The organism is Salinivibrio costicola subsp. alcaliphilus (genome assembly GCF_001996185.1).
Lineage (GTDB): Bacteria > Pseudomonadota > Gammaproteobacteria > Enterobacterales > Vibrionaceae > Salinivibrio > Salinivibrio costicola.
Map to the genome: position 1 here is coordinate 54,304 of NZ_MUFR01000006.1, position 26,257 is coordinate 80,560.

30 protein-coding genes are annotated in these 26,257 nt (G+C 50.4%); 28 read left to right on the forward strand and 2 right to left on the reverse strand.

The window, feature by feature from the left end; all coding sequences use genetic code 11:
• Positions 1-3 precede the first annotated feature (3 nt).
• The 19 genes from fliM (at position 4) to BZJ21_RS03445 (ending at position 17,938) form a co-directional block, all read left to right on the forward strand.
• Positions 4-1,074 carry a flagellar motor switch protein FliM gene (fliM, locus tag BZJ21_RS03355; RefSeq protein WP_077669118.1) on the forward strand — a complete coding sequence of 357 codons (1,071 nt, stop codon included), beginning with the start codon at positions 4-6 and terminating at the stop codon, positions 1,072-1,074.
• 29 nt (positions 1,075-1,103) lie between these two features.
• Complete coding sequence (fliN, locus tag BZJ21_RS03360; RefSeq protein ID WP_021023065.1) at positions 1,104-1,502, forward strand: flagellar motor switch protein FliN; 399 nt, start codon at positions 1,104-1,106, stop codon at positions 1,500-1,502.
• A 1-nt stretch (position 1,503) separates the two neighbouring features.
• On the forward strand, positions 1,504-1,896 hold the full coding sequence (fliO, locus tag BZJ21_RS03365; RefSeq protein WP_158009968.1) for a flagellar biosynthetic protein FliO: 393 nt from the start codon (positions 1,504-1,506) through the stop codon (positions 1,894-1,896).
• Positions 1,893-2,732: a flagellar type III secretion system pore protein FliP gene (fliP, locus tag BZJ21_RS03370; protein WP_021023067.1), complete on the forward strand. Its 840-nt coding sequence runs from the start codon at positions 1,893-1,895 to the stop codon at positions 2,730-2,732. The genes fliO and fliP overlap by 4 nt, the downstream gene beginning before the upstream one ends.
• Before the next feature lie 11 nt (positions 2,733-2,743).
• Entirely contained in the window at positions 2,744-3,013 is a 270-nt protein-coding gene (fliQ, locus tag BZJ21_RS03375) for a flagellar biosynthesis protein FliQ (protein WP_021023068.1), read from the forward strand.
• 11 nt (positions 3,014-3,024) lie between these two features.
• Positions 3,025-3,813, forward strand: coding sequence for a flagellar biosynthetic protein FliR (fliR, locus tag BZJ21_RS03380; RefSeq protein ID WP_077576582.1), 789 nt, complete (start codon positions 3,025-3,027; stop codon positions 3,811-3,813).
• Positions 3,813-4,949, forward strand: coding sequence for a flagellar biosynthesis protein FlhB (flhB, locus tag BZJ21_RS03385; RefSeq protein ID WP_077576583.1), 1,137 nt, complete (start codon positions 3,813-3,815; stop codon positions 4,947-4,949). Before fliR ends, flhB begins: the two co-directional genes overlap by 1 nt.
• A 194-nt stretch (positions 4,950-5,143) precedes the next feature.
• Positions 5,144-7,249 (forward strand): flagellar biosynthesis protein FlhA, encoded by a 2,106-nt coding sequence (flhA, locus tag BZJ21_RS03390; RefSeq protein WP_077669119.1) that lies wholly within the window; start codon positions 5,144-5,146, stop codon positions 7,247-7,249.
• Between the two features lie 25 nt (positions 7,250-7,274).
• Positions 7,275-8,813: a flagellar biosynthesis protein FlhF gene (flhF, locus tag BZJ21_RS03395; protein WP_077669120.1), complete on the forward strand. Its 1,539-nt coding sequence runs from the start codon at positions 7,275-7,277 to the stop codon at positions 8,811-8,813.
• Positions 8,806-9,693: a MinD/ParA family protein gene (locus BZJ21_RS03400; RefSeq protein ID WP_021023073.1), complete on the forward strand. Its 888-nt coding sequence runs from the start codon at positions 8,806-8,808 to the stop codon at positions 9,691-9,693. The genes flhF and BZJ21_RS03400 overlap by 8 nt, the downstream gene beginning before the upstream one ends.
• Positions 9,686-10,411: an RNA polymerase sigma factor FliA gene (locus BZJ21_RS03405; RefSeq protein WP_021023074.1), complete on the forward strand. Its 726-nt coding sequence runs from the start codon at positions 9,686-9,688 to the stop codon at positions 10,409-10,411. Before BZJ21_RS03400 ends, BZJ21_RS03405 begins: the two co-directional genes overlap by 8 nt.
• 51 nt (positions 10,412-10,462) lie before the next feature.
• Positions 10,463-10,831, forward strand: coding sequence for a chemotaxis response regulator CheY (cheY, locus tag BZJ21_RS03410; RefSeq protein WP_037353866.1), 369 nt, complete (start codon positions 10,463-10,465; stop codon positions 10,829-10,831).
• Positions 10,832-10,862: 31 nt separating this feature from the next.
• A complete protein-coding gene (locus BZJ21_RS03415; protein WP_021023076.1) occupies positions 10,863-11,597 on the forward strand; it encodes a protein phosphatase CheZ in 735 nt (244 codons plus the stop codon).
• A gap of 9 nt (positions 11,598-11,606) precedes the next feature.
• A complete protein-coding gene (locus BZJ21_RS03420; RefSeq protein ID WP_077669121.1) occupies positions 11,607-13,835 on the forward strand; it encodes a chemotaxis protein CheA in 2,229 nt (742 codons plus the stop codon).
• 18 nt (positions 13,836-13,853) lie between these two features.
• On the forward strand, positions 13,854-14,990 hold the full coding sequence (locus tag BZJ21_RS03425; RefSeq protein ID WP_021023078.1) for a protein-glutamate methylesterase/protein-glutamine glutaminase: 1,137 nt from the start codon (positions 13,854-13,856) through the stop codon (positions 14,988-14,990).
• A 10-nt stretch (positions 14,991-15,000) separates the two neighbouring features.
• Positions 15,001-15,783, forward strand: a complete 783-nt coding sequence (locus BZJ21_RS03430; protein ID WP_077460316.1) for a ParA family protein — start codon at positions 15,001-15,003, stop codon at positions 15,781-15,783.
• On the forward strand, positions 15,770-16,981 hold the full coding sequence (locus BZJ21_RS03435) for a chemotaxis protein CheW (RefSeq protein ID WP_077669122.1): 1,212 nt from the start codon (positions 15,770-15,772) through the stop codon (positions 16,979-16,981). The genes BZJ21_RS03430 and BZJ21_RS03435 overlap by 14 nt, the downstream gene beginning before the upstream one ends.
• Positions 16,982-17,015: 34 nt before the next feature.
• On the forward strand, positions 17,016-17,504 hold the full coding sequence (locus BZJ21_RS03440; RefSeq protein WP_021023081.1) for a chemotaxis protein CheW: 489 nt from the start codon (positions 17,016-17,018) through the stop codon (positions 17,502-17,504).
• A complete protein-coding gene (locus BZJ21_RS03445; protein ID WP_077669123.1) occupies positions 17,504-17,938 on the forward strand; it encodes a DUF2802 domain-containing protein in 435 nt (144 codons plus the stop codon). Before BZJ21_RS03440 ends, BZJ21_RS03445 begins: the two co-directional genes overlap by 1 nt.
• Positions 17,939-17,941: 3 nt before the next feature.
• On the opposite strand, the gene BZJ21_RS03450 is transcribed toward BZJ21_RS03445, so the two are convergent.
• Together BZJ21_RS03450 and BZJ21_RS03455 are read right to left on the reverse strand one after the other, a co-directional pair.
• Complete coding sequence (locus BZJ21_RS03450) at positions 17,942-18,268, reverse strand: EscU/YscU/HrcU family type III secretion system export apparatus switch protein (protein ID WP_021023083.1); 327 nt, start codon at positions 18,266-18,268, stop codon at positions 17,942-17,944.
• Entirely contained in the window at positions 18,268-19,071 is an 804-nt protein-coding gene (locus BZJ21_RS03455; protein ID WP_077669124.1) for a hypothetical protein, read from the reverse strand. Before BZJ21_RS03455 ends, BZJ21_RS03450 begins: the two co-directional genes overlap by 1 nt.
• A 121-nt stretch (positions 19,072-19,192) precedes the next feature.
• On the opposite strand from BZJ21_RS03455, the gene ccmA reads away from it, so the two are divergent.
• Genes ccmA through ccmI form a run of 9 tightly spaced genes read left to right on the forward strand, consistent with a single transcriptional unit; the run spans position 19,193 to position 26,197 of the window.
• Positions 19,193-19,810, forward strand: a complete 618-nt coding sequence (gene ccmA / locus BZJ21_RS03460; protein WP_077669125.1) for a cytochrome c biogenesis heme-transporting ATPase CcmA — start codon at positions 19,193-19,195, stop codon at positions 19,808-19,810.
• Positions 19,807-20,475, forward strand: a complete 669-nt coding sequence (gene ccmB / locus BZJ21_RS03465) for a heme exporter protein CcmB (RefSeq protein WP_077669126.1) — start codon at positions 19,807-19,809, stop codon at positions 20,473-20,475. The genes ccmA and ccmB overlap by 4 nt, the downstream gene beginning before the upstream one ends.
• A 28-nt stretch (positions 20,476-20,503) precedes the next feature.
• On the forward strand, positions 20,504-21,241 hold the full coding sequence (locus BZJ21_RS03470; RefSeq protein ID WP_077460321.1) for a heme ABC transporter permease: 738 nt from the start codon (positions 20,504-20,506) through the stop codon (positions 21,239-21,241).
• Positions 21,241-21,447 carry a heme exporter protein CcmD gene (gene ccmD / locus BZJ21_RS03475; protein WP_077669127.1) on the forward strand — a complete coding sequence of 69 codons (207 nt, stop codon included), beginning with the start codon at positions 21,241-21,243 and terminating at the stop codon, positions 21,445-21,447. The genes BZJ21_RS03470 and ccmD overlap by 1 nt, the downstream gene beginning before the upstream one ends.
• Complete coding sequence (gene ccmE, locus BZJ21_RS03480; protein ID WP_077669128.1) at positions 21,444-21,929, forward strand: cytochrome c maturation protein CcmE; 486 nt, start codon at positions 21,444-21,446, stop codon at positions 21,927-21,929. Before ccmD ends, ccmE begins: the two co-directional genes overlap by 4 nt.
• Positions 21,926-23,899 carry a heme lyase CcmF/NrfE family subunit gene (locus BZJ21_RS03485; protein WP_077669129.1) on the forward strand — a complete coding sequence of 658 codons (1,974 nt, stop codon included), beginning with the start codon at positions 21,926-21,928 and terminating at the stop codon, positions 23,897-23,899. Before ccmE ends, BZJ21_RS03485 begins: the two co-directional genes overlap by 4 nt.
• Positions 23,896-24,447 (forward strand): DsbE family thiol:disulfide interchange protein, encoded by a 552-nt coding sequence (locus BZJ21_RS03490; RefSeq protein WP_021023091.1) that lies wholly within the window; start codon positions 23,896-23,898, stop codon positions 24,445-24,447. Before BZJ21_RS03485 ends, BZJ21_RS03490 begins: the two co-directional genes overlap by 4 nt.
• Positions 24,444-24,989, forward strand: a complete 546-nt coding sequence (locus tag BZJ21_RS03495; protein ID WP_077669130.1) for a cytochrome c-type biogenesis protein — start codon at positions 24,444-24,446, stop codon at positions 24,987-24,989. The genes BZJ21_RS03490 and BZJ21_RS03495 overlap by 4 nt, the downstream gene beginning before the upstream one ends.
• The gene (gene ccmI, locus BZJ21_RS03500) at positions 24,986-26,197 is read left to right on the forward strand and encodes a c-type cytochrome biogenesis protein CcmI (protein WP_077669131.1); all 1,212 of its coding nucleotides are present in this window, start codon (positions 24,986-24,988) and stop codon (positions 26,195-26,197) included. The genes BZJ21_RS03495 and ccmI overlap by 4 nt, the downstream gene beginning before the upstream one ends.
• Positions 26,198-26,257 lie beyond the last annotated feature (60 nt).

Below are 26,257 nucleotides of genomic sequence, written 5' to 3' on the forward strand. Positions count from 1 at the left end.
GACGTGACTGACTTACTCAGCCAAGACGAGATTGACGCTCTCCTTCACGGCGTTGACGACGTTGATGACGACGATAATGAGCCCGAGGTTGGAGAAGATGGGACGATCTCCTTCGACTTCTCGTCACAAGATAGAATTGTGCGCGGGCGCATGCCGACGCTCGAGCTTATCAATGAGCGTTTTGCGCGTCACATGCGTATCAGCTTGTTCAATATGCTGCGGAAAACCGCCGAAGTTTCGATAAACGGCGTGCAGATGATGAAGTTTGGCGAGTACCAAAACACGTTATACGTTCCGACCAGTTTAAACATGGTACGGTTTCGTCCACTAAAAGGGACGAGCTTAATCACCATGGAGGCCCGACTGGTCTTTATTTTGGTTGAAAACTTCTTTGGTGGCGATGGCCGATTTCATGCCCGGATCGAAGGGCGCGAATTTACCCCAACCGAACGACGCGTCATACAGATGCTGCTGAAGCTGATGTTTGAGGATTATAAAGACGCGTGGGCCCCTGTTATGGAAGTGGCCTTTGAGTATCTTGATTCGGAAGTCAACCCAGCGATGGCAAACATTGTCAGTCCATCGGAAGTGATTGTGGTCAGTTCATTCCACATCGAACTGGATGGCGGGGGCGGTGACATTCATATGGTCATGCCTTATTCGATGCTGGAGCCAATCCGTGAGCTCCTCGACGCCGGGGTACAAAGTGACAAGATGGATACCGACGTGCGCTGGAGTAAAGCGCTACGTGATGAAATCTTGGACGTAAATGTGGAACTCAGTGCAAAACTACTCGATGTGACCTTATCGTTGCGCGATTTGATGGAGTTACAAAAAGGGGATGTGATCCCGGTTGATATGCCAGATGCGTGTACGGTTTTTGTGGAAGATTTGCCAACCTATCGAGCGAAAATGGGCCAGTCTAACGATAAACTGGCACTGAAAATTGTTGAAAAACTAAAACGACCTGATATGGCGAAGTCTGATATTTCGCTATTACAGGATAAACCTGAGCTACTCGATGATCTCGAGGAAGATTTACCGATTGATGATAAACAAGGTAAAACTCAGTGAATAAGACCAGTAAACAGGGGTAAGACGTCATGGATCAAAATGATGTAGATGATGATTGGGCTGCTGCCCTGGCTGAGCAGTCTGATTCGGAAGGATCAGACGACGTACAAGCGGCACCATTGGATGAGCTCACTGACGACAGTGAGAAGCAACTGGGCGCGGATGAACAACGTAAGCTCGATGCGATTCTCGATATTCCGGTGACCATTTCGATGGAAGTGGGACACACCCAGATTAATATTCGGAATCTTCTCCAGCTTAACCAAGGCTCGGTGGTTGAACTCGACCGTCTCGCCGGTGAATCGCTCGATGTTCTGGTGAACGGTACCTTGATCGCCCACGGTGAAGTGGTGGTGGTTAACGATAAATTTGGTATTCGTCTTACCGATGTCATCAGTCAAACTGAGCGAATTAAGAAGTTACGATAAGATGATCGTGAACCGACGCGTTTGGGCAATATTGTTGGTGCCGATGCCCGCTTGGGCAGCCGCGCCAGACGTAAGCATAGTGACAATGCTGTTGTCTCTCGGGCTGGTATTGGCATTAATCTTTGGGTTAGCGTGGCTATTACGTCGGCTTAAGCTCCCTGGCTTGGCGCAGCAAAGCAATGGGATCAAAATTGTCAGTCAATTAGCCATTGGCCAAAAAGAGCGGATATTAGTTGTGGACGTACATGGAGAGCAACTTGTCATCGGTGTCACAGCTTCTCAGGTGCAGCTATTAAAAGCGCTAGATAATCCGGTGCCCACAACAGCGCCGACTTCGCCAGACTCTCACTCTCGCTTTGCAAATCAGCTTAGCCAACTATTGAATCGAAAATGACGATACGCACGCTATTGGCAGCCTGGGTTCTGGTGGTGGCCACTTTGATGACACCGTTTGCTTTCGCCGAGCAAGAAGCCACGCCCGCCCAGGAAAGCATCACAACCGAGTCACTGAATGATAGCGGTGAAGCGGTTCGCCTGGAAACGCAGCGCAATACCGGAGGTGGGATCCCTGCGGTGACCATGCGAGTCAATCCGGATGGTAGCGAAGACTACTCAGTGACCTTACAAATTTTAGCGCTGATGACCGCGTTGGGCTTTTTGCCAGCGGTCGTCATTTTAATGACGTCCTTTACCCGCATTGTGGTGGTGATGGCGATCCTTCGCCAAGCTATGGGGTTACAGCAAACGCCGTCCAATCAAGTCATTATTGGCATCGCCATGTTTTTGACCTTGTTCATTATGTCGCCGGTGATCGATAAAATGAATACAGAGGCGGTACAGCCGTATATCAATGAGCAGATGACAGCGCGTGAGGCCTTCACTCGGGTGCAAGTGCCACTACGAGAGTTTATGCTTAGGCAAACCCGTGTCAAAGATTTGGAAACCTTTGTCAATATGTCGGGCGCTCAAGTTGACGAGCCAGAGCAGGTGCCAATGACCGTACTGATCCCCGCATTTGTGACATCAGAACTGAAAACCGCGTTCCAAATTGGATTCATGCTGTTCTTACCGTTTTTGGTGATTGACTTGGTGGTAGCGTCGGTATTGATGGCGATGGGTATGATGATGTTGTCGCCCATGATAGTGTCATTACCGTTTAAATTAATGCTCTTCGTGTTGGTTGATGGGTGGAATTTGATCCTTTCTACCCTCGCCGCCAGTTTTGGCTAAAGGAGGCAGCAATGGCCCCGGAAGCGTTTGTTGAACTGTTCCAGGATGCGCTTTACCTGGTACTACTGTTAGTGTCTGCGATTGTCGTGCCGGGTTTGTTAGTCGGTTTGATCGTCGCTGTATTCCAAGCGGCAACCTCGATCAACGAGCAGACACTCAGTTTTCTTCCCCGTTTAATTGCGACGTTTATTGCGCTGATGTTTTTTGGTCATTGGATGACACGGATGTTGATGGAATATTTTTATCGTTTGATTGATCACATCCCAACCATTCTGTACTGACGGAAAGGCATATGGAATATCCGGCCTCGGTGATTTTATCTTGGATGGCTAACTACTTTTGGCCGTTTACACGCATCTCATCGATGATGATGGCGATGACGTTTTTTGGTGCCCGTTTCGTGCCTACCCGGATCCGTTTATACCTTTCTCTTGCGATTACCTTTGCGGTCATGCCTGCACTTCCTGCGGTGCCAGAGGACATTGAGTTAGTGTCATTTGCCGGATTTATGGTGCTCGCGCAGCAAGTCGTGATTGGCGTTGCGATGGGGCTAGTCACGCAGTTCATTACCCAAACCTTTGTCATCCTCGGCCAGATCTTGGGGATGCAATCAAGTTTGGGTTTTGCGTCAATGGTGGATCCAGCCAACGGTCAAAACACGCCACTATTGGGTCAGTTTTATCTCTTCTTGGCCGTTATGTTATTTCTTTCCACCGATGGCCACTTGAAAATGCTTAACCTAGTGGTAATGAGCTTTGAGACGCTCCCCATTGGCGAGATGATAGGGGCCGCAGATTATCGCAGCCTCGCAGCATGGTTTGGGATCATGTTCGAGGTCGCATTGAGTATGTCGCTGGCGGGTGTCATTGCTTTGTTGGTGGTCAATTTGTCTTTTGGTGTGATGACCCGAGCGGCGCCACAACTTAATATTTTCTCACTTGGCTTTGCATTTGCATTGTTGATGGGGTTGTTGATCAGTTGGTACTTACTGTCCGGTATGTTGACGCACTACAACAACCATTGGCAAACCGGGCTCAATCAAATTTGCTCCCTTATCCGGCTGAATTGCGAGTTTAACTAATGGCAGAAAGTGACGGTCAGGAAAGAACAGAAGACGCCACACCCCGAAGGCAGGAGCAGGCGCGGGAAAAGGGCCAAGTACCGCGCTCAAGAGAATTAGCGTCAGTGGCTGTTCTGGTGGTGGGTGCCGTCAGTTTAATGTGGTTTGGACAAGCGTTGGGCGAAGCGTTAATGGCGCTGATGACGCGCTTGTTTTCACTTTCGCGTGCTGAAATCTTCGATAGCTCAGAGCTGATGCTGGTGGTCGTTGGTGAGCTACTGCATCTAATATTGCCCTTAGGCTTGATCCTTGTGGTGTTATTTATCTCCGGCCTCGTCGGCGCAGCAGGTTTGGGAGGTGTCAGCTTCTCTTGGGAAGCCGCGCGGCCCAAATTATCAAAAATGAGCCCGATTTCTGGCTTCAAGCGTATGTTTGGTACCCAAGGGCTCGTCGAGCTGTTGAAGTCAGTGTTGAAAGTCTTGCTAGTCGCCGGCGTTGCGACCTATTTGGTCTATATCAACTTAGAAGAGTTTTTTGAGCTGACGATCGATACCTTCCCCAGCAATCTTTATCACGCGTTAAATATTTTATTGGACTTTGTGTTGTTGGTCTGTTGTTCACTGTTGGTGGTGGTGGTGATTGATGTGCCATTCCAAATTTGGCAACACAATGAGCAGCTGAAGATGACTAAACAAGAGGTCAAAGACGAGCACAAAGAGACCGAAGGTAGCCCTGAAGTTAAAGGGCGTATTCGCATGCTGCAACGGGAAATGGCGCAACGTCGGATGATGGCCGATGTGCCTCAAGCTGATGTTGTGGTCACTAACCCTGAGCACTATTCGGTGGCGTTACGCTACAACAGCGACATGGATAGTGCGCCGGTTGTGATAGCCAAAGGCTCTGATTTTACCGCACTGAAGATTCGTGAAATTGCAGCAGAATATGATGTTGCCATTGTACCTGCACCACCGCTAGCACGCGCGCTGTATTTCAGTACCGAGCTAGAGCAGCAGATCCCAGACGGTTTGTTTACTGCCGTTGCTCAGGTGTTAGCGTATGTCTTCCAGCTCAAGCAATACAAAAAAGGCCGAGGCCGGCGGCCCACGCGCCCAGATGATACCTACTTACCCATCCCTACCGATTTGAAACACGATTAACCATGGTGTCATCGGGCGCGTGAACGAAGCCCCGCTATCGGGTTGCTTGTCGGTGTTTTTTGGCTGGTAGACGCGCCAAAAAGCTGACACATTATCCGCTTTTTCTGGCGTAAAAATTGCTTGCCTTGCACTCTCATTTTATTTCCGCGTGGCAACTGGCCCACGTTCACCAATCATGGACTTGAACGCCTGACATGTTAAAAGCCAAGTGGCGATTGCCATTTTCTGACAAGGTGCCTTACCACCGTCTGGGTGCGATGCCAGCGATCGGCGCACCGGTACTGGTATTGGCCACCTTAGCAATGGTGGTGCTGCCTGTACCGCCGATGCTGCTCGACTTAATGTTTTCTTTCAACATTGCCTTGTCGTTGATTGTATTGCTGGTCACCATTTATACCCGTCGTCCTCTTGAATTTGCTGCCTTCCCCGCGGTGTTGTTAATTGCAACCTTGATGAGACTAGCACTTAACGTTGCCTCTACCCGGGTGGTTTTGCTTTATGGTCACGAAGGCCCCGATGCAGCCGGTCAGGTCATTGGTGCATTTGGGTCAGTCGTGATTGGTGGCAACTACGCTGTCGGTCTGGTCGTCTTCCTGATTTTGATGATCATTAACTTTATGGTTGTCACCAAAGGTGCAGGCCGGATTTCCGAGGTCACGGCGCGTTTTACCTTGGATGCGTTGCCCGGTAAGCAAATGGCCATTGATGCCGACTTGAACGCAGGGTTAATCGATCAAGAGCAAGCGCGTGCTCGGCGCCAAGAAGTGACGCAAGAGGCTGACTTCTATGGCTCGATGGATGGTGCGTCCAAGTTTGTTAAAGGCGATGCGATTGCCGGGATCTTGATTCTTTTCATCAACATTGTTGGTGGGCTGTCTATCGGTATGGGCCAACATGATTTAGGATTTTCAGACGCGATAGAAGTGTATACCTTGCTCACCATTGGTGACGGTCTTGTCGCGCAAATCCCTTCATTGCTGTTATCCATTGGTGCCGCCATTATGGTGACGCGTCAAAATACCGATGAGGATATGGGGCAGCAGGTGGTGTTCCAGCTGTTTGATAATCCACGTGCCCTCATGATTGCCACCGGTATTCTGACGATCATGGGCGTGGTGCCTGGTATGCCACACCTGCCTTTTCTATTTTTGGCGTTGGCTTGTGGTGGACTGGCATATTGGAAATACCAGCAGTATCAAAAAGCACAACAAGCGCCAGAGCAGTCTGATGTCCCTGATGCAACCCCTCCGGCACCAAAAGAACTGTCCTGGGATGATGTTCAACCGGTTGATGTCATTGGCCTCGAAGTGGGCTATCGGCTCATCGCTATGGTCGACCGAGACCAAGGCGGCGAATTGTTAGATCGAGTGAAAGGGGTGCGTAAAAAACTCTCGCAAGACTTTGGCTTTTTAATCCCGCCCGTACACATTCGCGATAACCTAGAGTTACCACCGCATAACTACCGCATTACGTTAATGGGCGTCGCGGTCGGTGAAGCAGAGGTACACCCCCAACATGAATTAGCAATTAATCCAGGCCAAGTGTTCGGACCCATTGACGGTGAACCGACTCAAGACCCGGCGTTTGGCTTAGAGGCCGTCTGGATAGAGCCGAGCCAGCGCGAGCACGCGCAAGCCTTAGGCTACACAGTGGTTGATTCAGCAACGGTACTGGCGACACACCTGAGCCAAATGCTCACCAATAATGCCGAGCGACTACTCGGCCATGAAGAAGCGCAGAACTTGATAGATATGCTGGGTAAACAAGTTCCTCGTTTGGTGGAAGGGCTTATTCCCGATCAGATCCCACTGAGCGTGTTAGTCAAAGTGCTCCAGAACTTGCTCAGTGAAGCGATTCCTATCCGTGATATCCGCACCATTGTGCAGACCATGGCGGAGTACACGGGAAAGAGTCAAGATCCCGACATCCTAACGGCAGCAGTGCGGATTGCTCTGCGTCGCTTGATTGTCCAAGAAATCAATGGCAGCGCGCCTGAGCTACCGGTTATCACCCTTGTTCCTGAACTGGAACAGATGTTGCATAAAACAATGCAGGCGTCCGGTGGGGAGTCAACAGGCATAGAACCTGGTCTTGCTGAGCGGTTACAGTCTTCACTGGCTGAAGCCACTCAGCAGCAAGAACTACAAGGTGAGCCTGCGGTATTGCTGACATCGGGTGTGTTGAGAGCCACGCTCGCAAAATTTGTCAAGAATACGATTCCGACGTTACGTGTGTTGTCTTACCAGGAAGTACCGGACGAAAAACAAATTCGTATCGTTAATGCGGTTGGCAACAATTAACCTCGTTTATGAGTAGGGCCGTGCTTTGAAAATAAAACGTTTTTTTGCAAAAGATATGAGAGCTGCGCTGAGCCAAGTGAAAGAAGAGCTGGGCGCGGATGCCGTTATCATGTCTAACAAAAAAGTGACAGGTGGCGTAGAGATTGTCGCGGCTGTGGATGCAGACACTGAGCCGATGCCGGATAAGCCTGCTCCTAAGGCGCAGCAGCAGTCGGCAAACGCCTATTCACAGGCACATCGGCAATTGGCTGATGATCAAGTTCAATTGCGCCAGCGTCAGCAAAGCCACGCGCGTCAAAATGGGCAAAGCAAGCGACCGCCTCGCTTTTCTGCGATGCTTGATGAGTATCGGGAACAATCACAGCCAACTGAACCCGAAACCGAAGCTGACTCGCTCACGGCCTTGCTACAGCGTCAGCAAAAGCAATCAGGTCACGGTTCGCGCCCCCAACCTCCAACTGACGCGCGTCAGTCGGCACTGGGTCGTGGCTATGAGCCTCGTCGCCAGTTAAAGAGCAATGGTCGCTCAGGTTGGCAAGATGCATCACCAGCGCCCCGTTCATCGCCCGCTAAACCGCAGCTCGATCCGTCCCGGTTTGAAGGACGGCAATCGCAAGCCTCGGATAAAGAAATTGATGCCATGCGTCAAGAAATGGCCTCGATTCGAAGCTTACTTGAACACCAGTTATCGGGGTTGATGTGGCAAGAGGTGGAACGTCGAGAGCCATTAAGAGCGATGCTAATCAAACGCTTAGAGCGGATGGGGCTATCCTCTGAACTGGCCGATCAACTGGCGTGTTATATCCCAGAAGAAACGCCGCCGAATGAGGCGTGGCAAGCGCTGTTAGATTTGGTGGCTGATCAAGTGATTACGGTTGATGAGAACATGCTAGAAACCGGGGGCGTGATTGCCTTGCTTGGTCCTACAGGAGTGGGGAAAACGACCACCATTGCTAAGTTAGCTGCGCGCGCCGCGATGGAATTTGGCCCTGAGGATATTGCCTTAGTCACCACGGACACCTTCCGTATCGGTGCCCATGAGCAACTCGCCACGTATGGGCGAATCCTTGGCTGTCCCGTTAAAGTCGCTAAAGATGCGGATGAGCTTGCCGATATCCTCTATCAACTGCGTCATAGACGCTTGATATTGCTAGATACCGCTGGAATGGGACAGCGTGATCTTCGGTTGTCGGAGCAACTGGATACCCTGATGCAAAACAGTGGCTCACATATCCGTAGCTTGCTGGTGTTGCCTGCGACATCGCAGCGCCGCGTATTGCAAGAAACCATCGAACACTTTCGCCGTATCCCTTTATCGGGATGTGTACTGACCAAGCTAGATGAGTCGCTCAGCCTCGGTGAATTATTGTGTGTCACCATCGAAAATGCCTTGCCTGTGGCCTACTTGGCCGATGGGCAACGTGTGCCGGAAGATATCCGCCAAGCCACGGGACAATTTCTGGTGGTAAAAGCCAGTGAAATGTTGGAGTCAGGCACGGATCAGCACAATCACTTCTGGAGCAGCGATGTCCCAGAGTCGAATGGGGCGGACTTTTATGATTGAGACAACCATGCAAGATCAAGCAAGCGGCCTTCGCCGTTTAACCAATCCGTCACGTACCAAGGTTATTACCGTAACCGGGGGGAAAGGTGGCGTAGGAAAAACTAACGTTACGTTAGGGATGGCCGCGTCCATGGCTCGTCAGGGCAAAAAAGTGATGGTGCTTGACGCCGACCTTGGCCTCGCCAATGTAGACGTATTACTTGGATTGCGGGCGGGTAAAAACCTATCGCATGTTCTCCAAGGTGCCTGTGACCTCAAAGATATTATTCTGGAAGGGCCGCATGGTATGAAAATCGTCCCCGCTTCGTCTGGCCTTCAAGGCATGACAGAGCTGACACCCGCCCAACATGCTGGTTTAATTCGTGCTTTTGGTACACTCGAAGAAGAGGTTGATGTACTCTTAGTGGATACGGCGGCGGGTATTTCTGATATGGTATTGAGCTTCTCGCGCGCGGCACAAGATGTCGTCATTGTGGTCTGTGATGAGCCCACGTCGATTACTGATGCGTATGCGTTGATTAAACTATTAAGCCGAGAACACGGGGTGACGCGCTTCAAAGTTGTCGCAAATATGGTCAGAAGCTACCGTGAAGGGCGAGACTTGTTCACAAAATTAACGCGAGTCACTGAACGTTTTCTCAATGCTAATCTAGAATTAGTAGCATGTATTCCCGTGGACGAAAGGGTGAGGCAAGCCGTGAGAAAACAAAAAGTTGTCATTGACGCATTTCCTCGCTCCCCCGCATCATTAGCCATGAATGCGCTCGCAAATAAAGCGCTGACATGGCCGGTACCACGTAATCCGGGAGGCCATCTGGAGTTTTTCGTTGAGCGATTGCTGATCAAAAATGATGACGCAGGAGAGTTAGTTCGTGAATAAAGCGCTCACGTATAGCCGCGTAGGGGTAGATCGCCAAGCGGTACTTGAGCGTTATTCGAGTTTGGTTAAGCGCATCGCGCATCATTTGATGGGGCGCTTACCACCGAGCGTTCAAGTAGAAGATTTAATCCAAGCTGGCATGGTGGGTCTTCTTGAGGCGCAGCAAAATTATGACCCGTCAAAGGGTGCAAGTTTTGAAACTTATGCTGGTATTCGTATTCGCGGTGCTATGCTGGATGATATGCGCCGCGGTGATTGGGTTCCACGGTCTGTCCACAAGGCGAGTCGAACGATCAGTGATGGCATTGCATCGTTAGAGAAAACCTTAGGGCGAGACCCAACTGATGTGGAGGTGGCAGAAAAGCTCGATATGAGTTTGGATCAATACCATCAGGCGCTTAACGACGTAAGCTGTGGGCGTTTAATCGGTATGGATGATCTAGGTGTCTCTGAAGATGCATTCACAACGGAGAGTCACCGTAACGACAACACTCCCTTTCAGGGCGTTGCGGAAGATAGTTTCAAGGCCGCATTAGCGGGCGCGATCAAAAGTCTTCCTGAAAGAGAGGCACTGGTTCTATCTCTCTATTATGATGAGGAATTAAACCTTAAAGAGATAGGCGCTGTGATAGGGGTCAGCGAATCCCGGGTCTGTCAGATTCAAAGTCAGGCTACGCAACGTTTGAGAGCCAAGCTAACCGCTTGGCATAGTGAGTAACTGTTTCGACAATAAAACGAGACCTCACCGGAGGCAACCTTGGATAAAAACATGAAAATTCTCGTTGTTGATGATTTTTCAACAATGCGCCGTATCGTAAAGAATCTTCTTCGTGACTTGGGTTTCAACAATACCGTTGAAGCAGATGACGGCTTAACCGCGCTGCCAATCCTTAAAAAAGGCGGTATTGATTTTGTCGTGACCGATTGGAATATGCCGGGCATGCAAGGGATTGACCTGCTTAAAGAGATCCGCAAAGACGATGAACTTAAGCACCTTCCTATATTGATGATCACCGCCGAAGCGAAACGCGAGCAGATTGTAGAAGCCGCGCAAGCTGGCGTGAACGGTTACATTGTAAAACCTTTTACTGCCGCAACGTTGAAAGAGAAGCTCGATAAGATCTTCGAGCGTATGTAATCAGTCACGCGCACAGTTAAAAGGAACCGTCATGATCAACCTGGACCAAGCGAAACAATTGGTCGCGTATCTTGAGAGTGGAGAGCAAGATAACGCTAACACGCTTCTGACTGAGATAGCGAAAGAAGCACGTGACCCGCTGTTTAATGAAGTGGGTAAGTTGACCCGCCAATTACATGATTCTATTACTGACTTTCGCTTGGATCCCAGAGTGAGTGATTTGGCGAATGTCGATATACCTGATGCTCGCGATCGGCTTACGTATGTGATGCAGAAAACCGAATTAGCGGCAAACAAAACCATGGATGCGGTCGAGCGTACCATGCCGATTGCCAGTGATTTGCAAGACAATCTGCAAGCGGTACGGCCTAATTGGAACAGCTTGATGCGGGGCGACATTGCCTTGGATGAGTTTAAGCCATTGTGTCACAGCATTGAGGGTCTATTGACTCAGGTTGAGGGGGGAGCAACAGAACTGCATGCTCACCTTACTGAAATATTAATGGCACAAGATTTTCAGGACTTAACGGGGCAGGTAATTCGACGTGTTATTGAATTAGTGCAGGAAGTGGAACAGCAACTGGTTGAAATACTGACTGCGTTTGGCATGGATAGCGCTGCAATCGAAGCAGCATCGGCAACACAAGCAGATGATACCACCAGTAAATCAGCCCCTGAGGGTCCTGTGATTCATCCCGAAGAGCGTGATGACGTGGTTCACAACCAAGATGATGTTGACGACTTATTATCGAGTTTGGGTTTTTAGAGGTGCGCTATGAGCTTTGAGATGGATGAAGAAATCCTTCAGGACTTTTTGATTGAAGCGGGGGAAATCCTCGAACAAATGTCTGAGCAATTGGTCGATTTGGAGCGTGCCCCTGATGACGCAGACTTATTGAACAGTATCTTCCGAGGGTTCCATACCGTAAAAGGTGGGGCAGGCTTTCTTGGCCTCAATGCCTTAGTTGACACTTGCCATGGTGCCGAAAACGTTTTTGATAATTTGCGTAATCGTGGTCGTGAGTTGACGTCCGACGTGATGGACACCATTTTGCAGGCATTGGATACCGTTAATGACCAATTTTCTGCCGTGCAAAATCGTGAAGAGCCTGTTATCGCAGATCCCACACTGTTGGAAGCGCTTCACCGTTATGCCAAACCGGCAAGCGAAGACGAGGAAGTACCCGCAGAGCCAGAGCCGGAACCTGAGCCAGCACCGACTGCTGAACCAGAGCCGCAAAACGATGCGACACCGGCACAAGACGAAGGTGCGATAAGCGGTGATTCCGTCGATGAAATTACCGAAGATGAATTCGATAAATTGCTCGATCAGCTTCATGGCGAAGGCAAAGCACCGACATCTTCAAATGAATCATCGCCCGCTAAGCCAGAAGTGGTGGAAAGCACCGAAGCGGATAGCGGTGATATCACCGACGATGAATTCGAAAAGTTACTTGACGATCTGCATGGCTCTGGTAAAGGCCCAGCCGCACCGCAGCCAGGCGATGATGCAGCTGAAAACAGTGCTTCAGCACCGAGCCAACCCGCCTCATCGGGTGGTGATGATTTTATTGACGATGATGAATTCGAAAAGCTGCTAGATGATTTGCATGGTAGAGGTAAGGGGCCAGCGGCAGATGCTGAAAGAGCGAAAGCCGATGCAGATAAAGTCGACGCTAAGCCTGAGCCAAAACCGCAGCCCAAACCGGATCCTGCGCCGGCTAAAAAAGCGAGCAAGCCAGAACCCGCCAAAGAAGCAGCACCTAAAAGTGCGGGGGCAGGGGCAAAAGCGCCTGCCGCTGTAGAGAAAGCACCTGAGAAAAAACCGCCTGCAGCACCACAGCAAGAGCAGACCGTTCGGGTGAATACCTCCACGCTCGACGGCATTATGAATATGGTCGGCGAGCTTGTGTTAGTGCGCAATCGACTCGTCAGCCTGGGTCAAAGCAGCAATGATGAGAGCATGGCCAAAGCGGTTACCAACTTGGATGTGGTCACGGCGGACCTGCAAGGCGCGGTGATGAAAACGCGGATGCAACCGATCAAAAAGGTCTTTGGTCGTTTCCCTCGTGTTGTCCGCGATCTTTCTCGCAGCTTGAAAAAAGAAATTGTCTTGGAAATGCAGGGCGAAGAGACCGATCTCGACAAAAACCTTGTCGAAGCCTTGGCGGATCCTATGGTCCACTTGGTGCGTAACTCGGTTGACCATGGCATTGAAATGCCTGATGAGCGTGAAAAAGCAGGCAAACCACGTGTGGGTACCATTACCTTAAAAGCCTCCCAGGAAGGGGATCATATCTTGCTGACCATCGCCGATGATGGTGGCGGTATGGATGCAGAAAAGCTGAAAAGCATCGCGGTTAACCGTGGGGTGATGGATGCTGAAGCCGCCGCTCGCTTGAGCAACAGTGAGGCATATAATCTTATTTTTGCCCCAGGCTTTTCGACCAAAACAGAAGTGTCCGACATTTCCGGCCGTGGGGTTGGGATGGATGTAGTTAAAACGGGCATCACTAAGCTGAATGGCTCGATCAATATCGACTCTGAGCTGGGCCGAGGCACAGTGCTGGAAATCAAGGTACCGCTCACCCTTGCGATTCTTCCAACCCTCATGGTTGGTGTGGGAGACAACCCGTTTGCTTTCCCACTGTCCAACGTGAGTGAGATCATCAGTTTAGATATGTCCCGAACTAACACGGTTGATGGTCAGCTCACGCTTATTGTTCGAGATAAAGCGATCCCGATTTTCTTCTTGCAAGATTGGCTATGTAAACGTGCAACGGAGATTGATAAAACCAAAGGGCATGTGGTGATTGTACAAATTGCTCACCAACGTATTGCCTTTGTTGTAGATACCCTATTTGGGCAAGAGGAAGTGGTGATTAAACCGCTTGATGAATTGCTGCAAGGTACACCGGGTATGGCGGGTGCAACCATCACCAGTGATGGTCATATCGCCCTGATTCTGGATGTGCCCAACCTGTTGAAACATTACGCAGGTTAATGAGAGAAAAGGACGCCCATGGCAGTAAAAGTATTGGTGGTAGATGATTCAAGTTTCTTCCGTCGCCGCGTGAGTGAAATAATCAACGCTGATCCAAGAATGGAGGTGATTGATAGTGCGGTGAATGGCAAAGAAGCGGTTGAAAAAACCGCGCAACTTAAGCCAGACGTGATCACTATGGATGTCGAAATGCCGGTGTTAGACGGGATTTCAGCGGTGCGCCAAATCATGGCGCAAACGCCAACACCTATCTTGATGTTCTCATCGCTAACACACGATGGCGCAAAAGCGACGTTAGATGCACTCGAAGCGGGTGCACTCGATTTTCTTCCCAAAAAGTTTGAGGATATCGCGCGTAATCGAGATGAGGCAACGAACTTACTCCAGCAGCGCGTGCTTGAGATCGCGCGTAAGCGCCCGGTCATGCGTCGCGCTACACGTCCGTCACCTGCTTCCGGCTCTGAGCAAACCGTACCACCGACGGGTGGGGTGCGAGCGCCTGCACGTCCGGTGTCTAGACCCACCGCGGGTACGGCGTCTTCAGCAAAAGCGCCGGCAAAATTTGCCGCTTCGGGTAAGCGCTATCAATTAATGGCAATTGGTACCTCAACGGGGGGACCGGTTGCGCTACAAAAGGTACTGACTAAACTGCCAGCGAACTTTCCACTGCCCATTATCTTAATTCAGCATATGCCAGCGACATTTACCGCCGCATTTGCTCAGCGTTTAAATGGTCTGAGTAAGGTAACCGTGGCCGAGGCAAAAGATGGCGATATGCTCAAACCGGGTCATGCTTATCTTGCGCCTGGTGGCATGCAAATGATGGTAGATGGTCGGCCGGGTGCTGCACGTTTAAAAATTCTCGATGGCGGCGAGCGGATGAATTACAAACCCTGTGTGGATGTGACATTTGGCTCGGCGGCAAAAATCTATGGCGATAAAGTCCTATCTATGGTGCTAACAGGCATGGGAGCGGACGGTCGAGAAGGTGCACGCATGCTCAAAAATGCGGGATCGACGATCTGGGCGCAAGATGAAGACAGTTGTGTTGTTTATGGCATGCCGCAAGCGGTCGCCAAAGCGGGCATCTCATCGGAAGACTTGCCACTTGACCGGATTGCCGAGCGCATACTGGTTGAGTTGAATTTAAAATAAGGAGTGGGGCTTGATAGTCTGGAGTATCGCCAACCAAAAGGGCGGTGTTGGTAAGACAACCACCACAGTGACATTAGCAGGATTGATTAGCGAGCGTAAGAAACGTGTCCTGCTGGTGGACACCGACCCGCACGCCTCACTATCGACGTATTTGAATTTTGATTCGGAGCAGCTTCCGGCAAGTTTGTTTGATTTATTCCAATTACAGACCGTGAATAAAGACACGGTCAAACCGATTATTTTAAAGACCCAGTATGAAAACATAGATTTGATCCCCGCTCATATGTCACTGGCAACGTTGGATCGTGTCATGGGTAACCGTGGTGGCATGGGGCTGGTACTAAAGAAGGCGTTGAGCGCACTCTCTGATGACTACGACTATGTATTAATTGATTGCCCGCCCATACTAGGTGTGATGATGGTTAATGCGTTAGCGGCGAGTCATCGAATTTTAATTCCTGTACAAACTGAATTTTTGGCCATGAAAGGGCTGGAGCGAATGATGCGGACGTTACAGATCATGCAAAAATCTCGTAGCTCCAACTTTAATCTCACCATCATTCCTACCATGTACGACAAGCGAACACGCGCCTCGTTAGAAACATTGCAAGAGTTAAAGATTCGCTACAGTGATCAAGTGTGGGCGTCAGCCGTTCCTATTGATACCAAGTTTCGAGATGCGAGCCTCAAACATATGCCAGCGTCTTTCTATGCCAAAAACTGCCGCGGTGTCTTTGCTTACAAAACGCTATTAACCTATTTGGAGCGACTGGAACAGGATGAACAAGCATAACACCCTCTCCAGTGGTCAGGCGCTCGATGACTATTTTGAAGCCCTACTGGATGACTTAGGTGACAGCTCGGAAAGCGATTCCCAATCCGTCACACCCGATTTGGGCGTGACGCGGGTGTCGTCTGCCTCATTGATCGAGGATAATGATCCGACACAGCCACGCTTGCAGCCCAAGCCACAACCTAGTGCTGTACCGTTGAAGCCCGATCCGGTTGCTTATGCCGAGCCAGAGCGCGATCTGGCAGAAGTTGAGCGTTTGTTAGCTCAGCTTAGAATTGATGAAGAAGCTGAAGTCGACGCGCAAGCGGAAACCTCAACGCAAACAGAGACTGAACGCGCCCAAGACACTGCGACTGAAACAACAGAACCCTTGGTTGAAGAAGCGTCTGAGTCAGTGGTAGACACTTACACCATGGCTGATTGGGGCCTACAAGAAAAAGACGCGATTACGGTAGACGAGTCTGTGCCTGAGGTAGAGACTGCATTCGAGACCGAGACCGAGACCGAGACCGAGACCGAGACTGAGACCGAGACCGAGACCGAGACCGAGACCGAGACCGAGACCGAGACCGAGACGGACGAAGGTGTCTCCATCGAGTCCGAAGCAACGGTATCTACGTCCGACCAAGAAGAAGTGCGTGTTGATGAGGCGTTCAGGACGGAGCAAGCACAACAGGCGGACGTTGACGTCGAGGTTGACACACAAGCCGGTGAAGAGATTCCTCCCACACAGTGGGAAAATGCTGAAACTGAAGCGGAGTTTCAGGTATTATTTTTTGAGAGTATGGGCGTTACCTATGCCGTGCCACTTGCAGAATTAGGTGGTATTCATCAACTCGGAGACTGTAATCGTTTGATCGGACGACCAGATTGGTATCTAGGATTGCATACAGAGAAGCAGCAACAGCTTGATGTCGTTGATACTGCTCGTTGGGTGATGCCAGAAAAACTGGCAGATAATCAGCACAGGGACGACTATAATTATATTGTGATACTGGGGGACAGTAAGTGGGGGTTGGCGTGTGATCAACTCCTAGGCACACAAGCTCTCAGTGGAAAAGCCATTCGCTGGCGAAAACAAGCCGGAAAAAGGCCTTGGCTAGCGGGCATGGTAAAAGAGAAAATGTGTGCTTTGATCCATGTCCCAGCATTTATTGCTATGTTAAATCAGGGGATTGACGCCAAAGCGATGGCGTAATAACTAGTTACACAGCGCGTAAAGAGGAAAATCAATGTCTCAGGTAGCTGAAATTCAAAAAGAAGGCGTCAATGACGAAGTATTGCAGTGGGTTACTTTTCAGCTTGAAGAAGAGACCTACGGCATCAACGTAATGCAGGTGCGTGAGGTATTACGGTATACCGAAATTGCACCGGTCCCTGGCGCCCCTGACTATGTATTGGGTATCATTAATCTGCGTGGTAACGTCGTGACAGTGATCGACACACGCTCTCGCTTTGGTTTAGCCTCTGCCGAGGTCACAGACAATACGCGTGTGATTGTTATTGAAGCAGAAACCCAAGTCATTGGCATTATGGTCGACAGCGTGGCCGAAGTGGTATATCTGAAAACATCAGAAATTGATACCACGCCGAGCGTCGGTACAGAAGAAAGCGCCAAGTTTATTCAAGGCGTAAGTAACCGTAATGGTGAACTACTTATCTTGGTCGATCTCAACAAGCTATTGACCGATGAAGAGTGGAATGAAATGGCCATGCTGTAATGGTTGAGCTGCTGCTTACTTGGTTGCCGGTCGTGGTGACGGTGGCGTTTGCCATCGTCACTTTGTGGCGCTTGGGCGCGGAAAAGCGCGCTCGGGAGCGATTAGAGAACAAGTTGCAGGCGATGGAAACCGTGCTAAAAAGTGCGCGTCAACGCCATGACAGTCTTGCTAAGCAGTTTAATGAATTGCGTGCCGGTAGTATGGGTATGGGTAAAAAGTTGGCGGATTTATCTGCCAATGTCGACGATCTACTGGAAAAGCACGTCGAGCTGGAGATGCACGATTCAGGTAGCCGCTTATATAGCCGTGCGAGCAAAATGGTCGACCTCGGTGCCGATGTGGATGAACTGATGCAAGAATGTGATCTCCCTAAAGCCGAGGCTGAGCTTTTACTGAGTTTACGTAAGCGTCAAGCGGCCAATCAGCAACGCTAGTCTTTATACCTGCGTATTGATTGGCTTATGCTCGTGCCAGCCTGGTGGGGTTTTTCCTTCCAACACCCACGCATAAGCAATCAACTCTGCTATCACTTGGTAAAGAATCGGCGGGATTTCATCCCCCTTTTCAAGCTTTTCTAGCCACGCGAGCAGGTGAGCATCTTCGTGAATTAGGCAGCCTTGTTCATTAAGTGCTTCAATGAGTTCATGCGCGAGTTGGTTAGACGCTTTGGCTTGAACCGTCGGCGCGTTATAACCATCATATCCAAGCGCGATAGCACGTTTTTCACCTTTCTTACCTTTGCCACCTTTCTCACTTTTCATCATTATACCCTCACTGAAATGCCGGCCCCTGGTGGCACTTCGGCTGTATTCGGTGTGACGGTTTCTACTTTATCACTAACATCGATCTTCATCGTAATGGCTTGCTGAGCGAGTCGGTCATTAAGCCAATCAATCGTTTGATAAATTCGCTGCTGGAGTGCGTGTGTCGGGGCGGTTAGCGTTATTTTATTCTCGACATCTGAGACGTCGACATCCGCACGAATAAATTGGCGGCCAACGGGAAGATAAAGTCGAATTTGCCAGCTTAGGTTTGGTGCCGACTCCGATGAATCTTGAGCCCCGCATCGACGCGCGTTTACCCGAATAGGGGGTTGCTGGGGGTCGGAAAAGGGCAGCACCCATTGCCACTCTCCCGGGCGAGCCGATTCAGCGACCCGCTGTTCGGCCATTAATCGCAATACGCCCTTCATACCGTCGCCTTCAGATTGTGGTGTCAGCCATTGGCGCAGTAACGTCGCCATTAATTTATCTGCGGGGCGTTGTGACAGCCATTCGGCGATTTTATCCGGGTTCAGGTCGTGTGAGCGACTCGGTAACGTCCACAATGACAGCAACGATTGCATCAGCGTTTGTGTCGCGGCAGGCTGTTGCTGGATAGTGGCGGTCAGCGCGGGCAATAGGTGTAACTGAGCCAGCACTCCGGAGAGGGAGGCCTGGGACTGACCGGTTAGCAACGTAAATTGCGCCTGCGTCAGTGCACGACTGTCTATCTGACGTGTCATTGGTCTTGCAAGCGCTGCTGGTTTTTCCACCCATTGTTGTGGATTCGTTGGCCCAATCTTCATGGTTTCTCACAATTATTTACGCGAGTCACACTTTGCAACCCTATGGTAACTAACAGTCATTTTGACCATTGTGATACTATGCGTCCACTTTTGTAACACAAAGCAGGATGCAACATTTGTCATGTTGGAAGTGAAACAGCTGTGCTGTGTTCGTGATGATCGAGTGTTGTTTGATGCGCTGACATTCTCTCTGTCTCCGGGTGATCTTGTTCAAGTTGAGGGACCAAACGGGGCAGGCAAAACCACGCTATTACGTATTATCGCGGGTCTAGGCTTAGCGGATAGCGGAGAGGTCTGTTGGCAGCAGCAGACGATTACCCAACAGCGCGACGTGTTTTATCGTAATCTTCTCTTTTTAGGGCATACCCCCGGGGTGAAACGCGAACTAACCGCCTTTGAGAATCTCTCTCATGCGATGCAAATCCATGGCAGCTATGACAGTGATGCGATTTGGCAAGCCTTGGCTAAAGTCGGCCTGGCTGGGCGCGAAGATATTCCCGCTGGACAACTATCAGCGGGTCAAAATCGACGCGTAGCATTGGCGCGTTTGTGGCTTACCGACCGTCGATTGTGGATTCTCGATGAGCCGTTAACTGCGATTGATAAACAGGGCGTGAAGGTGCTTGAAGCTGTGTTCGAGCGGCATGTGAACCAAGGTGGCATTGTATTGTTCACCACGCATCAAGATATGTTTGTCGACCATCCTTTGCTGCGTCGTATTCGTTTGGGGGCCCAATGATCCAAGCCATGTGGTTGACCATTCGCCGAGAGCTAAAAGTGGCCTTCCGTCAGCCTGCTGACAGTCTCAATCCATTATGGTTTTTCATTATCGTGATTACCTTATTTCCATTAGGGGTAGGGCCTGGCCCGCAATTACTGCAGAAAATTGCTCCTGGTGTGATCTGGGTCGCGGCCTTGCTCTCTGCATTATTATCCTTAGAGCGGCTTTTTCGCGACGATTATCTGGACGGCTCATTAGAGCAGATGATGCTGATGCCTGTCCCTTTACCTGTGTTGGTGATCGCCAAAGTGATTGCACACTGGTTGTTAACGGGTTTGCCTTTGCTGCTTGTGAGCCCGGTACTGGCGTTGTTGCTGTCATTAGATAGCACTAGTTACCAAGCGGTGGTCTTAACCTTGTTATTGGGGACTCCAACACTGAGTTTTGTTGGCGCTATTGGCGTGGCGCTAACCGTTGGGTTACGTAAAGGCGGCGTCTTGTTGAGCCTATTGATCCTCCCTCTTTATATCCCTGTACTGATTTTTGCGACCTCAGCGATTGATATGGCCGCATTAGGGGCAGACATCAGTGGGCAACTGGCTATTCTTGGCGCCATGTTGGTGGGATCGATCACCTTGGCGCCATTTGCTATCGCCGCCGCGTTGCGTGTGAGCGTGAATTAATTATTAATCAGGAAGTAGAGCAATTGTCATGTGGAAGTGGCTTCACCCTTACGCAAAACCTGAAGTGAGTTATCGGCTCTGTGGGACTTTGCTCCCTTGGTTTGCCGTGCTGGCTGGGCTGAGCTTAATGATCGGAAATATATGGGGGCTGGCGTTCGCGCCCGCAGATTATCAACAAGGCGATAGTTTTCGCATTATCTATATCCACGTGCCGGCCGCAATCTGGTCGATGGGTGCATATATGTCGATGGCGATAGCCGCTTTTATCGGTCGAGTCTGGCAGATTAAAATGGCCGATTGGGCCGTGGGTGCCATTGCGCCTGTCGGGGCCGTTTTTACCTTTATAGCGTTGGTGACCGGCGCAATTTGGGGTAAGCCGATGTGGGGCGCCTGGTGGGTCTGGGATGCCCGACTCACGTCTGAGTTGATTTTGCTGTTCCTTTATATCGGTGTGATGGCGCTTTACAACGCGTTCGACGATGCGCGTACCGCCTCACAAGCCGCCGGTATTTTAGCCATGGTCGGCGTGATTAATCTTCCTATTATTCACTTCTCGGTAGAGTGGTGGAACACCTTACATCAAGGCGCCACCATCACTAAGTTCGCTCGGCCGTCTATCGATCCTGGCATGCTATGGCCGCTATTGGTTTGCCTGCTGGGTTTCGCTTGTTTTTTTATCGCCCTGACCTTGATGGGGCTGCGTAATCAAATTTTGTTACGCGAGTCTCATCGACCGTGGGTCCGTGCGCTGGCGGAGGACCACTAATGCATTTTGATAGTATCAGTGCGTTTTTAGCCATGGGGGGCTATGCCGCCTATGTGTGGAGTGCGTTTGGTATCACCGCGGGTGCGATGATTGCGCTGATTATCGGTTATCACCGTACTCACAACAAACGCCTGCAAGCCGTTAAACAACAAATCGCACGAGAGCAGCGAATAAAAGACGCTCAATCACTGGAGAACACCTTATGACGCCCCGACGTAAGAAACGATTGTGGATTACCCTTGCTTTGGTTCTTGGCGCCTCGACCACAATTGGGCTCGTTGTTTACGCCTTGAATCAGAATATGGACTTGTTCTATACCCCCACTGAAATCGTGCAAGGCAAACCCGATGGGACCAAGCCAACAGTCGGTCAGCGTCTTCGTATCGGCGGTATGGTGGTAGAAGGCTCGGTGAAACGTGATCAGGAGTCTTTGCAAATTCAGTTTAATGTCGCCGATGTAGGCCCTGCCGTCACTGTGACCTATGAGGGGATCTTGCCGGACTTATTTCGAGAAGGACAAGGCATTGTCGCGCAAGGGATACTTGTTGATTCGCGTACGGTGAAAGCGAGTGAAGTACTGGCTAAGCACGATGAAGAATATATGCCGCCAGAAATCGCGGAGGCGATGGAGAAAAACCATCAGCCACTTGAATACACCGAGGAGCAAAAACAAGGTAGTCAGTTATGATTGTTGAGCTCGGGCATTATGCGTTAATCCTCGCCCTGGGGCTGGCGCTACTTTTAAGTTTTTATCCCCTCTATGGGGCGAGTAAAGGGCATGAAGGCATGATGAAAATGGCACGACCACTGTCTGTGGGCATGTTTGCCATGTTGCTGTTTTCTTTTATCGCCTTGAGTTGGGCCTTTTACACCAATGACTTTACGGTAGCTTACGTCGCCAGTAACTCCAACAGTGCACTGCCTTGGTACTATCGCCTCACTGCGGTATGGGGCGCTCACGAGGGCTCATTATTACTTTGGGTGTTGGTGCAAGCACTGTGGACGGTAGCGGTGGCTGTGTTTAGTCGCGGCATGCCGCTGTCCTCTGTCGCGCGCGTTTTAGCCGTCATGGGGATGATTTCGGTTGGCTTTTTACTCTTTATTATTCTAACGTCCAATCCCTTTGATCGCACCTTACCTTACTTTCCTGTCGACGGGCGTGATTTAAACCCATTGCTGCAAGACCCAGGACTTATTGTCCACCCACCGATTTTGTATATGGGTTATGTGGGCTTCTCGGTTGCGTTTGCTTTTGCGATTGGCTCATTGTTGGCCGGTCGCTTAGATACTGCCTGGGCGCGTTGGTCACGACCTTGGACTACGGCCGCTTGGCTATTTCTTACCCTTGGGATCGCACTTGGCTCCTGGTGGGCGTATTACGAACTGGGCTGGGGAGGCTGGTGGTTTTGGGATCCGGTCGAAAACGCGTCGTTTATGCCGTGGCTTGCTGGGACGGCATTAATGCACTCGCTGGCAGTGACCGAAAAACGGGGCACCTTTAAAGCCTGGACCGTATTATTGGCGATATCCGCATTCTCATTAAGCTTGTTAGGTACTTTCCTAGTGCGCTCAGGCGTCTTGGTCTCGGTACATTCTTTTGCGTCCGACCCGGCGCGAGGGCTATTTATTCTTGGCTTCCTGGTGGTGGTGATTGGTGGTTCATTGTTGCTCTATGCGTTGCGCGCCTCAGAAATTCGAGGGAACACCAAGGTGTCGCTCATTTCACGCGAGAACGCTTTGTTGGTTAACAATACCTTGTTGATGACCGCGTTGGTGATAGTCTTAATCGGCACCTTGCTTCCCTTGGTGCACAAACAAATTGGGTTAGGATCGGTCTCTATTGGCGAACCTTTCTTTAACTTTTTGTTCGCATGGCTAATGCTGCCTTTCGCCTTTTTCTTAGGGATTGGCCCCTTAATCCGTTGGAAGCGCGATAAGCTTTCCACTCTCGCCAAACCCATGCTCGCAAGCGGGATCGCGGCGGTCGCTTTGGGGATTGGGTCCATTGCCTTATTGGCTGATAGCTTTAAAGCGATGGCGGCCATGGGGGTCACCATGGCGTTGTGGATTACCTTCTTGCATGGCTATGAGCTACATTTACGCGCCACGCATCGGCATCCATTCCGTGTCGGGATCAAAAAGTTAGGGCGCAGTCACTGGGCGATGGTGTTGGGACACATTGGCTTAGCCATTACCATCATCGGTGTAGCCATGGTGGAAAATTATGATATTGAACGTGACGTTAAAATGGCGCCAGGAAGCAGTGTCACGCTGCAAGGGTATACCTTTAACTTTACTGACTTGTCGGAAAAGCAAGGACCGAACTATCAAGCTTATGTGGCATCCTTTGATGTGTACCATGGCGAGCGCTTTATCAATCATTTAGAAGCAGAAAAGCGTTTTTATTCGGTTCAGAGTTCGATGATGACAGAAGCAACCATCGATCGCGGTTTAACCCGAGATCTCTACATTGCTATGGGTGAAGAATTGCCGGATGGCGCTTGGGCGATGCGGCTTTATTACAAACCTTTTGTCCGTTGGATTTGGTTTGGTGCCATCGTGATGGCACTCGGCGGCGCGTTAGCGATCAGTGATAAGCGCTACCGCTTTCGTCGTAAATCGATCTCATCAACTGCGACATCGGAGGCGAAAGGATGAAGAAGTTACTGTGGTTTCTCCCGTTACTCGCCTTTGTTGCTCTCGCTGGCTTTTTTGTCGCCCAGCTCGATAAAAATGCGCAAGGAGACGATCCCACCAAGCTTGAATCGGTGTTGGTAGGCAAGCCGGTGCCCGCTTTTCATCTCGAAGATTTGCAAACGCCGGGCAAAGTGTATGACCAGGCTATTTTTAATGGTGAGCCTTTACTGTTAAACGTATGGGCGACTTGGTGCCCTACCTGTTATGCCGAGCATCAGTTTCTCAATAAACTGGCGTCGCAAGGGGTCAAAATCATTGGACTCAACTACAAAGATGATCGCGGCAAAGCGGTAAAATGGCTGAATAATCTTGGCAATCCTTACCAGATCAGTCTGTACGATGGCGATGGCATGCTAGGGCTTGATTTAGGGGTATATGGCGCGCCAGAAACCTTTTTGATCGATGCCAACGGTATCATTCAATACCGGCACGTGGGGGATGTTAACGCACGTAATTGGCAAGAAACCTTAAAGCCTAAATTTAACGCATTGCAGGAGGAGGGATCGTGAAAAAAGTGATCATGATTGTCCTATTGTGGGCCGGTGCGACCTTAGCATTTGCCAATGCGATTGATGTCTATCAGTTTGATTCGGCCAAACAAGAGGCGCGTTTTCGCGCCCTCACCAGTGAATTACGGTGTCCTAAGTGTCAGAACAATAGCATTGCTGATTCCAATGCCGAATTGGCGCAAGACTTACGGCAAAAAGTCCATCAAATGCTGCAGCAAGGGCGTACTGACGATGAAATTCGCAGCTTTATGATTGCACGCTATGGCAATTTTGTGACCTATAATCCGCCATTGACTGCCTCCACCATAGTTTTATGGCTTGCGCCTGCACTGGTCATGTTCACGGGGCTTGGGTTGATGGTTGTGCGCAGTCGCCGAGCCAAGCAAACGCTGAATGAGGCGTTCAGTGATGAAGAACAACAACGGCTTGATGCGTTATTAGCTTCAGAAAAAGCGACCTTAGCCTCAGAAAAAGCGACCGACGCAGAGCCTAAAGTATCCGCTGAGCATGGATCAACCGAACAGAAAAAGGAGCCAAAATGATTGAGTTTTGGGGCGCCACCTTGGTGTTTTTTGTACTTGGCGCGGTGATGTTTCTCTGGCCCCTTTGGCAAAAAAGCGAACACGACCATCAAGCCAGCCGGGATGCACTTAACAAAGCCTTTTATTATGACCGGGTTGAAGAAATCCAGTCTGAGGGTGCCGAAGGGCTGATTGATAATGAGCAGGACCTAACGCAGGATTTGCAACAATCCTTGTTGGACGATATCCCTGAAAAAGAAAAAGCCAAGCAGGCTCGTCATTTGCGCTTAACGCCAATGCAATGGGTGCCGGGGCTTATTGTGCTTGCGATAGTGAGTTTTGGGTTATATGGCATCGAAGGGAGTGCGAATCAGGTCGCGCAGTGGCAGCAAACCGCCAAACAGTTGCCCGAGCTATCAAAGCGGTTACTCGAGGGCGAGAAGCCATTAACTCAGCAAGAGATGCAAGATCTTACCTTGGCGTTGCGGACCCGCTTGCAGCACGAGCCGCAAGACAGTACCGGTTGGTTGTTGCTCGGACGCATTGGCTTGGCCAATCGGGATGGCGAAACCGCCAAAGGGGCGATGGAAAAAGCTTATGCCTTGGCACCCTCACAATCCGATATTCAAGTGGGGTTGGCGCAAGCCTTGCTGTTTGCAGGTGATGAGGCAGACAGTGCCCGGGCGCAGAATTTATTAAAATCTGTAGTGAAAGACGATCCCTTTAATCTACAGGCGATGTCGTTACTGGCCTACCAGGCGTTCGAGCAAGGCCGTTATCAAGATGCCATCGCGACTTGGAATGCGATGAAAACCTTGATTGGCAAAGACGATCCGCGTAACCAAACCCTTGATCAGTCGATTGCCCGTGCCCAGCTAGCCCTCAACAGTGCCGCAGGAGCCAAGATAGCGATCACGGTGAAACTGGGGGAGCAGGTTGAATTACCCGAGGATGGCGTGCTGATCATTTCCGCGCATGCATCGGCTGAGGCAGCGATGCCGATTGCCGCTAAGCGTCTCCCACTGTCTAAGTTTCCGGTTTCACTGGCCTTGGCTGATAGCGATAGTTTGAACCCGGTGCAGGCACTTTCTTCGCTTGATAGCGTGGTGATCAAAGCGCGTATTGACAGAGATGGCAATGTCGCGACTAAGCAAGGCGACTGGGTAGGTGTCAGTGATCCGGTGGCCTTAAGCGAAGGGGTTGAACTGGTTATCGACAAACAGCAGTAACCAAGACAAAATAGACAGATTGTTACCAAGGCTGGGCATTCCCAGCCTTTCATTTTATAG

Excerpts from the sequence above, each read along its gene's own strand:
- BZJ21_RS03425 (WP_021023078.1), top strand. The coding sequence starts at position 13,854 with ATGGCAGTAAAAGTATTGGTGGTAGATGATTCAAGTTTCTTCCGTCGC.
- BZJ21_RS03445 (WP_077669123.1), top strand. The coding sequence starts at position 17,504 with ATGGTTGAGCTGCTGCTTACTTGGTTGCCGGTCGTGGTGACGGTGGCG.
- BZJ21_RS03470 (WP_077460321.1), top strand. The coding sequence starts at position 20,504 with ATGTGGAAGTGGCTTCACCCTTACGCAAAACCTGAAGTGAGTTATCGG.
- BZJ21_RS03420 (WP_077669121.1), top strand. The coding sequence starts at position 11,607 with ATGAGCTTTGAGATGGATGAAGAAATCCTTCAGGACTTTTTGATTGAA.
- ccmB (WP_077669126.1), top strand. The coding sequence starts at position 19,807 with ATGATCCAAGCCATGTGGTTGACCATTCGCCGAGAGCTAAAAGTGGCC.
- flhA (WP_077669119.1), top strand. The coding sequence starts at position 5,144 with ATGTTAAAAGCCAAGTGGCGATTGCCATTTTCTGACAAGGTGCCTTAC.
- cheY (WP_037353866.1), top strand. The coding sequence starts at position 10,463 with ATGAAAATTCTCGTTGTTGATGATTTTTCAACAATGCGCCGTATCGTA.
- fliQ (WP_021023068.1), top strand. The coding sequence starts at position 2,744 with ATGGCCCCGGAAGCGTTTGTTGAACTGTTCCAGGATGCGCTTTACCTG.
- BZJ21_RS03485 (WP_077669129.1), top strand. The coding sequence starts at position 21,926 with ATGATTGTTGAGCTCGGGCATTATGCGTTAATCCTCGCCCTGGGGCTG.
- fliN (WP_021023065.1), top strand. The coding sequence starts at position 1,104 with ATGGATCAAAATGATGTAGATGATGATTGGGCTGCTGCCCTGGCTGAG.
- BZJ21_RS03415 (WP_021023076.1), top strand. The coding sequence starts at position 10,863 with ATGATCAACCTGGACCAAGCGAAACAATTGGTCGCGTATCTTGAGAGT.
- BZJ21_RS03400 (WP_021023073.1), top strand. The coding sequence starts at position 8,806 with ATGATTGAGACAACCATGCAAGATCAAGCAAGCGGCCTTCGCCGTTTA.
- BZJ21_RS03450 (WP_021023083.1), bottom strand. The coding sequence starts at position 18,268 with ATGATGAAAAGTGAGAAAGGTGGCAAAGGTAAGAAAGGTGAAAAACGT.
- fliO (WP_158009968.1), top strand. The coding sequence starts at position 1,504 with ATGATCGTGAACCGACGCGTTTGGGCAATATTGTTGGTGCCGATGCCC.
- fliR (WP_077576582.1), top strand. The coding sequence starts at position 3,025 with ATGGAATATCCGGCCTCGGTGATTTTATCTTGGATGGCTAACTACTTT.
- flhB (WP_077576583.1), top strand. The coding sequence starts at position 3,813 with ATGGCAGAAAGTGACGGTCAGGAAAGAACAGAAGACGCCACACCCCGA.
- BZJ21_RS03455 (WP_077669124.1), bottom strand. The coding sequence starts at position 19,071 with ATGAAGATTGGGCCAACGAATCCACAACAATGGGTGGAAAAACCAGCA.
- BZJ21_RS03440 (WP_021023081.1), top strand. The coding sequence starts at position 17,016 with ATGTCTCAGGTAGCTGAAATTCAAAAAGAAGGCGTCAATGACGAAGTA.
- BZJ21_RS03435 (WP_077669122.1), top strand. The coding sequence starts at position 15,770 with ATGAACAAGCATAACACCCTCTCCAGTGGTCAGGCGCTCGATGACTAT.
- ccmE (WP_077669128.1), top strand. The coding sequence starts at position 21,444 with ATGACGCCCCGACGTAAGAAACGATTGTGGATTACCCTTGCTTTGGTT.
- ccmD (WP_077669127.1), top strand. The coding sequence starts at position 21,241 with ATGCATTTTGATAGTATCAGTGCGTTTTTAGCCATGGGGGGCTATGCC.
- ccmI (WP_077669131.1), top strand. The coding sequence starts at position 24,986 with ATGATTGAGTTTTGGGGCGCCACCTTGGTGTTTTTTGTACTTGGCGCG.
- fliP (WP_021023067.1), top strand. The coding sequence starts at position 1,893 with ATGACGATACGCACGCTATTGGCAGCCTGGGTTCTGGTGGTGGCCACT.
- BZJ21_RS03490 (WP_021023091.1), top strand. The coding sequence starts at position 23,896 with ATGAAGAAGTTACTGTGGTTTCTCCCGTTACTCGCCTTTGTTGCTCTC.
- ccmA (WP_077669125.1), top strand. The coding sequence starts at position 19,193 with ATGTTGGAAGTGAAACAGCTGTGCTGTGTTCGTGATGATCGAGTGTTG.